At 71.2% G+C, this 13,943-nt stretch carries 11 protein-coding genes; 10 read left to right on the plus strand and 1 reads right to left on the minus strand.

From position 1 onward, the window contains the following. Positions 1–151 precede the first annotated feature (151 nt). Together clpB and ACZ55A_RS31160 are read left to right on the plus strand one after the other, a co-directional pair. A complete protein-coding gene (gene clpB, locus ACZ55A_RS31155) occupies positions 152–2,785 on the plus strand; it encodes an ATP-dependent chaperone ClpB (protein ID WP_468847121.1) in 2,634 nt (877 codons plus the stop codon). A 114-nt stretch (positions 2,786–2,899) separates the two neighbouring features. After that, on the plus strand, positions 2,900–3,436 hold the full coding sequence (locus tag ACZ55A_RS31160) for a YbjN domain-containing protein (protein WP_468847123.1): 537 nt from the start codon (positions 2,900–2,902) through the stop codon (positions 3,434–3,436). Between the two features lie 102 nt (positions 3,437–3,538). Here ACZ55A_RS31160 and ACZ55A_RS31165 read toward each other — a convergent pair whose 3' ends face one another. Continuing rightward, on the minus strand, positions 3,539–4,717 hold the full coding sequence (locus tag ACZ55A_RS31165) for a pyridoxal phosphate-dependent aminotransferase (RefSeq protein ID WP_468847126.1): 1,179 nt from the start codon (positions 4,715–4,717) through the stop codon (positions 3,539–3,541). 272 nt (positions 4,718–4,989) lie between these two features. Between ACZ55A_RS31165 and ACZ55A_RS31170 the strand changes: the two genes are divergently transcribed. The 8 genes from ACZ55A_RS31170 (at position 4,990) to ACZ55A_RS31205 (ending at position 13,839) form a co-directional block, all read left to right on the plus strand. Next, positions 4,990–5,286, plus strand: coding sequence for a hypothetical protein (locus ACZ55A_RS31170; protein WP_468847129.1), 297 nt, complete (start codon positions 4,990–4,992; stop codon positions 5,284–5,286). A 367-nt stretch (positions 5,287–5,653) separates the two neighbouring features. Further along, positions 5,654–6,175 (plus strand): DUF2617 family protein, encoded by a 522-nt coding sequence (locus ACZ55A_RS31175; RefSeq protein WP_468847131.1) that lies wholly within the window; start codon positions 5,654–5,656, stop codon positions 6,173–6,175. A 270-nt stretch (positions 6,176–6,445) separates the two neighbouring features. After that, positions 6,446–8,152 carry a polyamine aminopropyltransferase gene (locus ACZ55A_RS31180; protein WP_468847134.1) on the plus strand — a complete coding sequence of 569 codons (1,707 nt, stop codon included), beginning with the start codon at positions 6,446–6,448 and terminating at the stop codon, positions 8,150–8,152. Positions 8,153–8,239: 87 nt separating this feature from the next. After that, positions 8,240–9,118, plus strand: a complete 879-nt coding sequence (locus ACZ55A_RS31185) for an SRPBCC domain-containing protein (RefSeq protein WP_468847136.1) — start codon at positions 8,240–8,242, stop codon at positions 9,116–9,118. Between the two features lie 416 nt (positions 9,119–9,534). Further along, complete coding sequence (locus ACZ55A_RS31190; RefSeq protein WP_468847139.1) at positions 9,535–10,377, plus strand: aldose epimerase family protein; 843 nt, start codon at positions 9,535–9,537, stop codon at positions 10,375–10,377. A 71-nt stretch (positions 10,378–10,448) separates the two neighbouring features. After that, positions 10,449–10,991: an orotate phosphoribosyltransferase gene (gene pyrE / locus ACZ55A_RS31195; RefSeq protein WP_468847141.1), complete on the plus strand. Its 543-nt coding sequence runs from the start codon at positions 10,449–10,451 to the stop codon at positions 10,989–10,991. Positions 10,992–11,208: 217 nt separating this feature from the next. Further along, the gene (gene fbaA, locus ACZ55A_RS31200; RefSeq protein WP_085925560.1) at positions 11,209–12,231 is read left to right on the plus strand and encodes a class II fructose-bisphosphate aldolase; all 1,023 of its coding nucleotides are present in this window, start codon (positions 11,209–11,211) and stop codon (positions 12,229–12,231) included. A gap of 93 nt (positions 12,232–12,324) precedes the next feature. Then, complete coding sequence (locus tag ACZ55A_RS31205; RefSeq protein WP_468847145.1) at positions 12,325–13,839, plus strand: MFS transporter; 1,515 nt, start codon at positions 12,325–12,327, stop codon at positions 13,837–13,839. Positions 13,840–13,943: the final 104 nt, after the last annotated feature.

A 13,943-nucleotide genomic window follows, 5' to 3' on the forward strand; every position in this document is an offset into this window, starting at 1 on the left:
CGGAAAAACCGGGGGTTCCTCGGCACGGGCCACCTTGAGTGGAATAGACTCAACTTATCGCACGTTGGCATGAGCAGGATTGGCTGAGGGCACCCGTGCCGATAGGCAGTACGGGCACGATGGCACGAGTACGAGGAGGACCGCGAGGACCGTGGACGCCGAGCTGACCAACAAGAGCCGGGAGGCGCTGAGCGCCGCCAATGAGCGGGCGGTCACCGCCGGGCATGCGGACATGACGTCTGCGCATCTCCTGCTCGCGCTGCTGGCCGGGCAGGACAACGAGAACATCATGGACCTGCTGGCCGCCGTCGAGGCGGACGCCGCCGCGCTGCGCAACGGCGCAGAGCGCCAGCTGGCCGGGCTGCCCAGCGTGCAGGGCTCGACGGTCGCCCCGCCGCAGCCCGACCGCGAGCTGCTCGCCGCCATCGCGGACGCCACCCAGCGCGCCAAGGAGCTGGGCGACGCCTATGTCTCCACCGAGCATCTGCTGATCGGGATCGCCGCCAAGGGCGGGCGCACCGGTGAGCTGCTGGAGCAGCAGGGCGCCTCCGCCAAGAAGCTGCTGGCCGCCTTCGAGGCCAGCCGCGGCGGGCAGCGGGTGACCAACCCCGACCCGGAGGGCACGTACAAGGCGCTGGAGAAGTTCGGTACGGACTTCACCGCCGCCGCCCGCGAGGGCAAGCTCGACCCGGTGATCGGCCGGGATCATGAGATCCGCCGCGTGGTGCAGGTGCTCTCCCGCCGTACGAAGAACAACCCGGTGCTGATCGGCGAGCCGGGCGTCGGCAAGACCGCCGTCGTCGAGGGGCTGGCGCAGCGGATCGTCAAGGGCGATGTGCCCGAGTCGCTGCGCAACAAGCGGCTGGTCGCGCTCGACCTGGGCGCGATGGTCGCGGGCGCCAAGTACCGCGGTGAGTTCGAGGAACGGCTGAAGACCGTTCTCGCGGAGATCAAGTCCAGCGAGGGCCAGATCATCACCTTCATCGACGAACTGCACACGGTCGTCGGCGCGGGCGCCGGCGGCGACTCGTCGATGGACGCCGGCAACATGCTCAAGCCGATGCTGGCCCGTGGCGAGCTGCGGATGGTCGGTGCGACCACGCTCGACGAGTACCGCGAGCGGATCGAGAAGGACGCGGCGCTGGAGCGCCGGTTCCAGCAGGTGCTGGTCGCCGAGCCGACCGTCGAGGACACGGTGGCGATCCTGCGCGGGCTCAAGGGCCGCTACGAGGCGCACCACAAGGTGCAGATCGCCGACTCCGCGCTGGTCGCCGCGGCCACCCTCTCCGACCGCTACATCACCTCCCGCTTCCTGCCGGACAAGGCCATCGACCTGGTCGACGAGGCCGCGTCGCGGCTCCGGATGGAGATCGATTCGTCCCCCGTCGAGATCGACGAGCTCCAGCGCGCCGTGGACCGCCTCAAGATGGAGGAGCTGGCGCTCAGGAACGAGACCGACGCCGGCTCGCTCCAGCGCCTGGAGAAGCTGCGCAAGGACCTCGCCGACAAGGAGGAGGAGCTGCGCGGCCTGACCGCCCGCTGGGAGAAGGAGAAGCAGGGCCTCAACCGCGTCGGTGAGCTCAAGGAGAAGCTCGACGACCTGCGCGGACAGTCCGAGCGGGCCCAGCGCGACGGTGACTTCGACACCGCCTCCAAGCTGCTCTACGGCGAGATCCCGGCCGTCGAGCAGGAGCTGGAGGCGGCGGCCGCCGCCGAGGCCGAGCAGGAGGCGTCCAAGGAGTCGATGGTCAAGGAGGAGGTCGGGCCGGACGACATCGCCGATGTGGTCGGCTCCTGGACCGGCATCCCGGCCGGCCGGCTCCTGGAGGGCGAGACCCAGAAGCTGCTGCGTATGGAGGAGGAGATCGGCAAGCGGCTGATCGGCCAGGCCGAGGCCGTACGGTCGGTCTCCGACGCGGTGCGGCGCACCCGCGCCGGTATCGCCGACCCCGACCGGCCCACCGGCTCGTTCCTCTTCCTCGGCCCGACCGGTGTCGGCAAGACGGAGCTGGCCAAGGCGCTTGCGGACTTCCTCTTCGACGACGAGCGGGCGATGGTCCGGATCGATATGTCGGAGTACGGCGAGAAGCACTCGGTCGCCCGCCTGGTGGGCGCGCCGCCCGGCTATGTCGGCTACGAGGAGGGCGGTCAGCTGACCGAGGCGGTCCGCCGTCGCCCGTACAGCGTGATCCTCCTCGACGAGGTGGAGAAGGCGCACACCGAGGTCTTCGACATCCTGTTGCAGGTCCTCGACGACGGCCGCCTCACGGACGGCCAGGGCCGCACGGTCGACTTCCGCAACACCATCCTCATCCTGACCTCCAACCTCGGCTCCAACTTCCTCATGGACCCGCTGCTGAAGGAGGAGCAGAAGAGGGAGAAGGTGCTGGAGACGGTCCGTGCGGCCTTCCGCCCCGAATTCCTCAACCGCCTCGACGATGTGGTGGTCTTCCACCCGCTGGGCACCGAGCAGCTTCAGCGGATCGCCCGGCTCCAGCTCGCCCACCTCCAGCACCGCCTCGGCGACCGCCGGCTCACCCTGGACGTCACCGACCGTGCCCTGAGCTGGCTCGCCTGGCTCGGCCAGGAACCGGTTCCCGACGCCCCGGCCCCGGACCTCTCCTACGGCGCCCGCCCGCTGCGCCGCCTGGTCCAGACGGCCATCGGCGACCAGCTCGCCCGCGCCATCCTGGCGGGCGAGGTCCTGGACGGGGACACCGTCCGGGTGGACGTCGACGGCGACCGGCTGTCGGTCGAGGCGGAGCGGCCGGGCCCGGCCGCCTGACCTGCGCTTGCCGGGTGCTTGCCCGGGCCGCCGCGATATCCGCTCCGTCCGGGGTTGCCAGGACGGGGCGGATGTGGGGGAGGATGGCAGGGACCATACGAAGGGAATTCCACGGTGAGCATCGACCCGTCCTCGATTCCGAATTTCGGGGGCCAGCCCGAACCTGAGCCGTCGGGGCCTGATGGTCCCGTCCTGCCCGACCAGGACCTGGTCAAGCAGCTCCTCGACCAGATGGAGCTGAAGTACGTCGTCGACGAGGAGGGTGACCTCGCCGCCCCGTGGGAGCAGTTCCGCACGTACTTCATGTTCCGCGGCGAGGAGGAGCAGCAGATCTTCTCCGTCCGCACGTTCTACGACCGTGTCCACGGCATCGACGAGAAGTCGAAGCTGCTGGAGGCGATCGACGACTGGAACCGCCGGACCCTGTGGCCCAAGGCCTACACCCACACCCATGACGACGGCACGGTCCGTCTGATCGGTGAGGCATCGATGCTGATCGGCACCGGCGTCTCGCTCGAACACTTTGTGTCGAGCACGGTCAGCTGGGTTCGCGCCTCGATCGAATTCGACAAGTGGATCGTCGAGCAGCTCGGCCTGGAAGCCGAGATCGAAGGCGACTCCGACCAGAAGCCGGGCGACGACGAGGCCTGACGCACGTACGTCTCACCCAGCTCGGCTGCGTGGGCCCGTGGAGCATCCGCTCCACGGGCCCACGTCCGTTCCGGCAGGCAGACGCCGGGGCCGGTCGGGGTGTCAGAGCCGCTTGAGCCGGGTTGCCGCCTCCTGGAGGACGTCGACGCTCTTGCAGAAGGCGAAGCGGACGAAGGGCGCGCCCTGGTCCTTGTGGTCGTAGAAGACGGCGTTGGGGATGGCGACGACGCCGGCACGTTCGGGGAGGGCCCGGCAGAAGGCGAAGCCGTCGGTCTCGCCGAGGGGACGGATGTCGGTGGTGATGAAGTACGTACCGGAGGGGCGGAAGACCTGGAAGCCGGCGTCGGTGAGGCCGGTGGTCAGGACGTCGCGCTTGGTGCGCAGGTCGTCGCGGAGGCCGGTGTAGTAGCTGTCGGGGAGGGCGAGGGCCTCGGCGACCGCGTACTGGAAGGGGCCGGCCGAGACGTAGGTGAGGAACTGCTTGGCCGAGCGGACCGCGCCGGTCAGTTCGGCCGGTGCGGTGACCCAGCCGACCTTCCAGCCGGTGAAGGAGAAGGTCTTGCCGGCCGAGCTGATGGTGACGGTGCGTTCGCGCATGCCGGGGAACGACGCGAGCGGAAGGTGCTCGCCCTCGAAGACCAGGTGTTCGTAGACCTCGTCGGTGATGACGAGGAGGTTGTGCCGCACCGCGAGCTCGGCGACGGCGGCGAGTTCATCGCGGGTGAGGACGGTGCCGGTGGGGTTGTGCGGGGTGTTGAGGAGGATGAGCCGGGTGTTGTCGGTGATGGCGTCGCGCAGCTCGTCGAGGTCGAGCCGGTAGGCACCGGACTCCGGGTGGGCGCGCAGAGTCACCGGGACGCGGCGGCCGCCCGCCATCGCGATGCAGGCGGCGTAGGAGTCGTAGTACGGCTCCAGGGCGATGACCTCGTCGCCCGGTTCGAGCAGGGCGAGCAGCGAGGCGGCGATGGCCTCGGTGGCACCGGCCGTGATCAGGACCTCGGTGTCCGGGTCGTAGGACAGGCCGAGGTGGCCGTAGAAACGCTGTTGGTGGGCGGCGACGGCGGTGCGCAGTTCGGGGATGCCGGGGCCGGGCGGGTACTGGTTGCCGCGGCCGTCGCGCAGGGCGCGCACCGCTGCCTCTCTGACCTCCTCGGGTCCGTCGGCGTCGGGGAAGCCCTGGCCGAGGTTGATGGAGCCGGTCCGTACGGCAAGTGCCGACATTTCGGCGAAGATCGTGGTGCCGAACTCGGCGAGGCGTCGATTGAGCAGCGGTCGGTCCATGCGCGCCATCCTCCGCCGAACCTCTGGACTTCCTCAACTGTGCTTTGAGACTCCGCGGCGAGGGCATCAGCCCCGCACCAAGGACAGTGACGGCCGGCAACGGGGGCGGCCGACGGCGGCACGGGACGGTGCCGCGGCACAGGCGCCGGTCCGGAGCGGATGACTCGCTTCGGTGGCGCACCGGGCGATGGACGGAGCGATGCTCCCCCACTGCCTGAAGGGCGTGGGAGGTACCCCCCACGCTTCGGGGGAACGAGAGGAGTGTGAGGCAGATGGGAATCGCAGTCTTCCTGGTGATCTGCGTGGTGGTGATCGGCGTGGTGGCCGTGGCCTCCCGGCTCGGCACCGGTGGGAGCGGCCGCAGCTACGGGTCGGGCGGCGGCAACAACGGTTCGGGCGGCGGCAGTTGGTGGGCCGGCGGTGACTCAGGGTCGAGCGGTGGCCACCACGGCCACCACGGGCACCACGGGGGCCACTCGTGCGGCGGCGGCTCCTCCTGCGGCGGCGGAGGAGGCGGCTGCGGTGGCGGTGGTGGCGGCGGTGGCTGCGGCGGTGGCGGGGGCGCCTGAACCGCGCCGGGACATCTGAAGAACGAAACGCGGCTTCCGGACCACCGGACGGCCCCTCAAAAGGGACACATGCGGGGGCGCGTGCGATGCCGCATATGCGCCCGGCGGGCGTTGGTGACCGTTCACCAACGCCCGCCGGGCGCACTGGCGTTGAACAGATGAACTGCATGGCCCTCTAGGGGATGAGAACCCGGAGAAGATGAGTAAAGACGCTGTGAGTGAGCGGTCATTCATGATTCCCTCTTCATAGAGAATCCCCCACGTTCTCCGATCCCACGTGGGCACGAGCCGGCAGGCAGACGTACATTCCTGATCCTTAACGGGCGGGCCGGCCCACCATTCCACTGCGTGCTTGCGGAGCCGACCCATGCTCACCACTCTGAAGACGGCGTACACCGATACCCGTGCATCCGACCTCGCCTGGGCGTTGGGCAGGGAACCCCTGCCGGCCCTTGCCGTACTTGATCTCCAACTCCATGGCGCACACGTGCAGTTGAGGCTGCTCGGCGCCTCTCACCAGGTGATTCTCGAAGAGGAGAGCGGCAGCTGTTCCGAGACGGTCGCCTGTATGCCGGGCAGCAGCACCCCGCTGCCGCTCGGTGTGGCAGAACGCCTGGGCGACTGGGAGTACGAATTCGCCGCCCATGTGGAGACCCTTTCGCGGGGCTCCTTCGCAGGCCGGGCACAGGAGTTGCTGGCGCTGGTCGCCGAGCATCCGCACGGCCTGGCCGGTACCTTCCCCGGCTCGCCGCACGCCTTCACCGCGATGCTGGCGCAGTGTCAGCAGGGGCAGGTGCGCTGGCGGACCTGGCACGCGTACCCGCAGGAGGGCCGCCTGGTGGCCACCCGTACCCGCGTGGGCGTACGTGCGGCGGTCGCGGCGGTCTAGCGCGGGACCGGCGGAAGTGAGTAGGCGGGTCGGCGGGGCTGGTTGGCCGGGGGTGTGCGGGGACGTGGGGTGTGACGGGCGCGTGGTGCATGCGCCCAGAGTGCGGAGAGCCGTCGGGGCGCGTACGGGGCTGTTCGCGCCGGGCGCACAGCGCGGCGACTCCCGCCGTCCGGTGCGCGGAAACAACGCCCCAGCCGGCGTACGCAACCCGGCAGACTGCACTCGTGTGGGTGACCAAAAGCCAATGAACCGTCACGTAGCGTTCGCCCCATGAACGACCCGCCAGAGCCCGCTCGCACCGGCGTCGTCGTGCCGCCGGAGGCCGTTCCGTCGGAGGCCGTGCCACCGCCGGCCCGGCTCCCCGTGCCGGCCGGGCTCGGCCGGCTGCTGGTCCTCGCCGTGGTCTTCGTCTGCGCCGCCTGCGGTCTGGTCTACGAGCTCGAACTGGTCGCGCTGGCAACGTACTTGGTCGGCGACTCGGTCACCCAGGCCTCGGTCGTGCTGTCCGTCATGGTCTTCGCGATGGGCGTCGGCGCGCTGCTCGCCAAGCGGCTGCGGTGCCGGGCGGCGGCCGGGTTCGGGGCGGTCGAGGCCGGTCTCGCGCTGGTCGGCGGCTGTTCGGCGATGGCGCTCTACGCCTGCTTCGCCTGGTTCGGCCAGTCCCGCTCCGCGCTCGTCGGCTTCTCCCTGCTCATCGGCGTCCTGATCGGTGCCGAGGTGCCGCTGCTGATGACGCTGATCCAGCGGGTCTGCCGGCAGGACGCGGGCGGTGCGGTCGCCGACCTGTTCGCCGCGGACTACGTCGGTGCCCTGGTCGGCGGGCTGGCCTTCCCCTTTCTGCTGCTGCCGTGCCTCGGACAGCTGACCGGTGCGCTGGTCACCGGTGCGGTCAACGCGGTGGCCGGCGCCGCGCTGGTGCTGTGGCTGTTCCGCCGTGATCTGACCGTCCGCGCCCGCTGGACGCTGCTCGGCGTCAACGCCCTGGTGCTGGCGTTGCTCGCCGCGGGCATGGTGCTGGCCACGCCGTTCGAACGGGCCGCCCGGCAGGCGGTGTACGGCGCCTCCGCCCGGGTCGCGGTGCAGACCGGCATCCAGGAGGTGGTGATGACCGGGGGCACGGGGGACGGAACCGGTGCGGGACAGGAGAGGAAAGGTTCCGGCCGGCCGCTGGAGCTCTATCTGGACGGCCGGCTGCGGGTCAGTGCGGACACCGAATTCCGCTACCACGAAGCGCTGGTGCACCCGGCGATGGCGGCCGGCCGGCACGCCCGGGTGCTGGTCCTCGGCGGCGGCGACGGCCTCGCGGTGCGCGAGATCCTCCGCCACCCCGCGGTCCGCTCGGTGACCGTCGTCGAACTCGACCCCGGCGTCCTGCGGTTGGCGCGTACGGACCCCGGACTCGCGCGCCTCAACCACCACTCGCTCGGCGACCCGAGGGTCCATGCCGTCACCGCCGACGCCTTCGAGTGGCTGCGGGAGCAGGGCGGGAACAGCCCCCGGCGGTACGACGTCATCGTCTCCGACCTCCCCGACCCCGGCATCACCGCCAGCACCAAGCTCTACTCCCAGGAGTTCTACGGACTGGCGGAGCGGATGCTGGCCGACGGCGGGCGGCTGGTGGTGCACGCCGGGCCGCTGGCCGCGCGGCCACGGTCGTACTGGACGGTGGACGCCACCATCAGGTCGGTGGGCCTGGCGACCGTGCCGTACCAGCTGCCGGGCCGGCCGGCCCACTTCTACGGCGGCCCGGACCGCGCGGCGCCGGACACCCCCGCCGTCCCACCGCCCGGCCGGCTGCGGTACTGGGGCTTCGTCCTCGCCGCGGAGCACCGGCCACGCTTCGGCCTCGCGCCCGATGCGCCCGCGCCGGCGGGCCTGACCTCCCAGGAACTGGAGGCCGGGCGCCGGGGCGCCGCCCGCTCCCGGATCTCCGGCCTGCCGGCGTCGACGCTGATGCATCCGCGGTACCAGGACTGAGCGGAGACCCGCCCGACAGCCCCGCAGCGCAGAAAATTGGGTGCACGCGGGCACGGGTCCCGGGGGTGCTGGGTAGGCTCCCATGTCATGGAGCATGAGGTGTACGTTCCGTTTCCCGTCGGCACCGTGCGGCAGGCGCTCGCCGAGCCGGAGCGGGTGGCGCGCTGTGTCCCGGGAGTCCAGCTCGACGCCGATGCGGCCCCGCACTGCCCCGAGGGTCGGCTGCGGCTGCGGGTAGGAAGCTCCACCATCACCTATCGCGGCTCGCTGACGGTCACGGACGGCAGACCCGGCGAGGACGGTACCGAAGCCGCGGTGACGGTCGAGGTGAAGGGCGCCGAGACGCGGGGCGACGGAGCGGTGGCGCTGACGCTGACCGTACGGCTCTCCCCGGCAACCGAGCCCGGCCCCGGCACGACACTGAGCTGCGCCGGCACCGTCCACAGCGACGGCCGGCTCGCCGAGGTGACCGACCAGGCCGCGGCCTCCGCCGGCCGCCGGCTGCTGGACCGTTTCGGGGAGAACCTGGCCGAGGACCTGCGCCAGCGGCCACCGGCGGCCAACGGGGACTCCGGCCGGCCGGACGTCTTCGACACGGAGGTACCGCCCCCGTCCCTGGACCCGCTCAGCGACGAGGACGCCATCGAGAACGCCGTCGAGGAAGCCATCGAGGACGCCGGGGACGACATCGACCTGGGCGACGCGGTGCACGAGGTGACCACCGGGCCCCCCTACGACGACGACCTGGACGGCGTCGCCCCCGCCGAGGCCGCGCACGCCCGCCGCACGATGATCGGCCGCAGCGCGGAGGAAGTCGACCACGCCCCGCCCCGCGGCCGGTACGCCCCCGTCCCCGCCCCCGAGACCAACGCCACCTCCCTCACCCTGCGCTGGGCCGCCCCGGCGGCCGCGGTGGTCCTGGCCTCTGCGGTGGTGGTGGGACGGGTACTGCGGCGTCGCCGTTAGTTTTCCCTCCCACGTTGTCGGCTGCGGCGCCGTGGTGGTCTCTCGCCGTTGCGCCTGGCGGCGGGCGTGGTGTTGTCGGGTGCGGTGCCGCTCCTCCGGACTTCGTCCTGCGGCGCGGCCCCTCCCGTGGGTGGGTGGGAAAGCTGGGTGGGGGCGGGCGTTGAGTGTCCCGTTGCTGTTACTGGATCCATGAGCGTGCACCCGCCCCCTTACGGGCACCCCCACCGGTTTATTTCCTCCCACCCACGGGAGGGGACGGGCCGGAGGGGTCTTGTTTGTGGACGTAAAGCGAAGCAGTCCACAAACAAGACCCCTCCGGTCCGTCACCGCACCCGACAATCCAACGCCCGCCGCAGGCGCCACGGCGAGACGACACACGGCGGGAAAGCCGACAACGTGGGGATATGGTCAAGAGCGTGAGGAGCGACAAAGACACACAGGCCCCGCCCGACGCGGTGGGTGTGCGGCTCGCGGCCGGGGCGGCCGAGGTGACCGTGCAGCCGGAGAACGGCTGCCGGATCGGCAGTCTCCGCGTCGGCGGTACGGAGTTGCTGCGGCAGGGCGCCACGTACGGCTGCTTCCCGATGGTTCCGTGGTGCGGCCGGATCGAGCACGGGCAGTTCCGCAACGGCGGTCAGCTGCACCAGATGCCGGTCAATGCCGCGCCGCACGCCATCCACGGCACCGGCCGCAACCTCCGCTGGCGCACCGCGCGTTCGAGCGCCACGGCGGCGGCCTTCATCTACGACCTCACCGACCCGGCCGCCTCCTGGCCGTACCCCGGTCAGGTCACCCACCTTGTCGAACTGGCCGAGGACGGCGGCTCGCTCACCCTCACCATGGGTGTCGAGGCGACAGCCGACTCCTTCCCGGCGCAGGCCGGCTGGCACCCCTGGTTCCGGCGGAACCTGGGCGAGGGCGGTGAGGACGTACGCCTCGACTTCGCGCCGGAGTGGCAGGAGGAGCGCGGCGCCGACCACCTCCCGACCGGGCGACGGATCACGCCTGGGCCCGGCCCCTGGGACGACTGCTTCGGTATGCCGCGCGGGGTGGATGCCACCCTCACCTGGCCGGGCCGCCTGGAGCTGAGGATCACCAGCCGTGCCGAGTGGGTCGTGATCTACGACGAGCAGGAGGCCGCGGTCTGTGTCGAGCCGCAGTCCGGCCCGCCGAACGGCCTCAACACCCTGCCGCGGCTGGTCACCCCCATCGACCCGCTGGAGATCTCCACGACCTGGAGCTGGCGGAGTCTGGGTTAGGCGTGGCCTGTGGATCCGCAGGCGCCGGTGATCCGTAAGGCACGCTCTGCGCACCGCATAAGCTCATGGGCATGAGTGACGACGTGCGCGGCGCGCTGCTGCAACAGATCAAGGACAAGGCCGTGGTGCACGGCAAGGTGACGCTTTCCTCCGGCAAGGAGGCCGACTACTACATCGACCTGCGCCGGATCACCCTGGACGGCGAGGCCGCGCCGCTGGTCGGGCAGCTGATGCTGGACATCACCGCCGAGCTGGACTACGACGCGGTCGGCGGGCTGACGCTCGGCGCCGACCCGGTCGCCACGTCGATGCTGCACGCCTCCGCCGCGCGCGGCCGTCGGCTGGACGCGTTCGTCGTCCGCAAGGCTCAGAAGGCGCACGGTATGCAGCGCCGGATCGAGGGCCCGGACATCACGGGCCGCCGGGTGCTGATCGTCGAGGACACCTCCACCACCGGTGGCTCGCCGCTGACCGCGGTCGAGGCGGCGCGCGAGGCGGGTGCCGAGGTCGTTGCGGTCGCGACGATCGTGGACCGCGGCGCCGCGTCGGCGATTGCCGAGGCCGGCCTGCCTTATATCACGGGCTACCAGCTCGGCGACCTCGGCCTGGCCTGAGGACGTCGGAGGGGCGCGGTAGCTGGTACCTGCGGCTCTGACCTGCGGTTTTGTTAAGGGGTGCGCTGTTTCACGTGAAACGGCGCACCCTTTTCGTCCGAGGGCCGGACGGTGATGTGGAGCTCCCGGCCCAGTCTGGGAAGATGTGCTCGGCGAAGTCCTCGCCCCCCATGGTCAGGGCCAAGAACGCACACCCGCATACACAAGGAGCGGACAGATGCCCATCGCAACCCCCGACGTCTACAACGAGATGCTGGACCGGGCGAAGGCAGGCAAGTTCGCCTACCCGGCCATCAACGTCACGTCGACGCAGACGCTGCACGCCGCGCTGCGGGGCTTCGCCGAGGCCGAGAGCGACGGCATCATCCAGATCTCCACCGGTGGTGCGGAGTTCCTGGGCGGTCAGTACAACAAGGACATGGTGACCGGCGCGGTCGCGCTCGCCGAGTTCGCGCACGTCGTCGCCGCCAAGTACGACATCACCGTCGCGCTGCACACCGACCACTGCCCCAAGGACAAGCTGGACGGCTATGTCCGCCCGCTGCTCGACATCTCCGCCGAGCGCGTGGCCAAGGGCCAGAACCCGCTCTTCCAGTCGCACATGTGGGACGGCTCGGCCGAGAACCTGGCCGACAACCTGGCCATCGGCCAGGAGCTGCTGGCCAAGGCGGCCGCCGCCAAGATCATCCTTGAGGTCGAGATCACCCCGACCGGCGGCGAGGAGGACGGCGTCACCCACGAGATCAACGACGAGCTCTACACCACGGTCGACGACGCGCTGCGCACCGCCGAGGCGCTGGGCCTGGGCGAGAAGGGCCGCTACCTGCTCGCCGCCTCCTTCGGCAACGTCCACGGCGTCTACAAGCCGGGCAACGTCGTACTCCGCCCCGAGCTGCTGAAGGACCTCCAGGAGGGCGTCGGCGCCAAGTACGGCAAGACCGCCCCGTTCGACTTCGTCTTCCACGGCGGCTCCGGCTCCACCGAGCAGGAGATCGCCACCGCGCTGGAGAACGGCGTGGTCAAGATGAACCTGGACACCGACACCCAGTACGCCTTCACCCGCCCCGTCGCGGACCACATGTTCCGCAACTACGACGGTGTGCTGAAGGTCGACGGCGAGGTCGGCAACAAGAAGACCTACGACCCGCGCAGCTGGGGCAAGCTGGCCGAGGCCGGTATGGCCAAGCGCGTGACCGAGGCCTGCGCCAACCTGCGCTCCACCGGCACCAAGATCAAGTAGTCCGTCCCGTAAGGGTCAGAGGGCCCCGCATCTCCGGGTGAGGTGCGGGGCCCTCGCCGTGCACGGACCCCTGCCGCCGGGCAAGCTCGCGATATGAGCGCACCGTACGAAACCCCGGCCCCCGGCGGCGTCCGGCTTGCCTCGGCGCAGGGCCGGTGGGTGCTGACGACGGCCGTGCTGGGCTCCGGTATGGCCTTTCTCGACGGCACGGTCGTCAATGTCGCGCTGCCGAGGATCGGCCGGGATCTCGATGCGGATCTGGCGGTCCTCCAGTGGACCGTCACCGCCTACCTGCTCACCCTCTCCTCGCTGATCCTGCTCGGCGGCGCCCTCGGCGACCGGTACGGCCGCCGCAGGGTCTTCGTCATCGGTGTGGTCTGGTTCGCCGCCGCCTCCCTGCTGTGCGGGCTCGCTCCGAACGCCGGGATGCTGATCGCGGCCAGGGCGCTCCAGGGCGTCGGCGGGGCGCTGCTCACCCCCGGTTCGCTGGCGCTGATCCAGGCGGTCTTCCACCCCGACGACCGGGCGCGGGCGGTCGGCGCCTGGTCGGGGCTGGGCGGGGTGGCCGCGGCGGTCGGCCCGTTCATCGGCGGCTGGCTGGTGGACGGCCCCGGCTGGCGCTGGGTGTTCTTCCTGAACGTGCCGCTGGCGGCGGTGTGTGTGCCGGTGGCGCTGCGGCACGTACCGGAGACCCGGGAGCGGGACGTCGGCGAGCGGCGGGGCTTCGACGTACCGGGCGCGGTGTTGGGGGCGCTGGCGCTGGCCGGGGTGAGCTATGCGCTGATCGCCGCTCCGGGACGGGGCATCGCGCCGGGCGTGCTGGTGCCCGCGGTCGCGGGGCTGCTGCTCGGGGTGGTCTTCCTGCGCGTCGAACGGCGCAGCCCGGACCCCATGCTGCCACCGTCGATCTTCGGCATCCGGCTGTTCTCCGCGATCAATGCGGTCACGGTGTGCGTCTACGCCGCGTTCAGCGGCTTCTTCTTCCTGTCCGTGCTCCAGTTGCAGGTCGTGGCGGGCTACTCGGCGCTGCTCGCCGGCACCGCGCTGCTGCCCACGACGGTGCTGATGCTGCTGCTCTCCGCCCGCTCCGGCGAGCTGGGCCAGCGCATCGGCCCGCGGATCCCGCTCACCGTCGGCCCGCTGCTGTGCGCCGCCGGGATGCTGCTGATGATGCGGGTCGGACCGGGCGCGGCGTACTTCGCCGATGTGCTGCCCGCGCTGGTGGTGCTGGGCATGGGGATGGTCACCCTGGTCGCCCCCCTCACCTCGACCGTGCTGGCTTCGGTGGACGTGGACCGGGCGGGCCTGGCCAGCGGCATCAACAACGCCGCGGCCCGGGCCGCGGGCCTGGTCGCGGTGGCCGCACTGCCGCTGCTGGTGGGCATGGGCCCGGAGTCCTACCGCTCGGCCGACGAGTTCGCCGCGACCTTCCGGCGCGCCATGCCACTGCTGGCGGGCGTCCTGCTGGCCGGCGCCCTCATCGCCTGGTTCATGATCCGCCCCGCAACGCTGCGCGCCGCAACCCCGCCCGCGGAGGAGCGCTGCCACCCCGAGTGCACGTACCACTGCGGGGTGAACGCACCGCCGCTGGACCCGGGCGGCGGCTAGGAGGCCTTCCCACGTTGTCGGCTGCGGCGCCGTGTGTCGTCTCGCGGTTGCGCCCTTGGCGGCCCTCCCACGTTTTCGGCTGCGGCGCCGTGGTGGCTTGTCGC

The organism is Streptomyces sp. NPDC034111 (assembly GCF_055575375.1).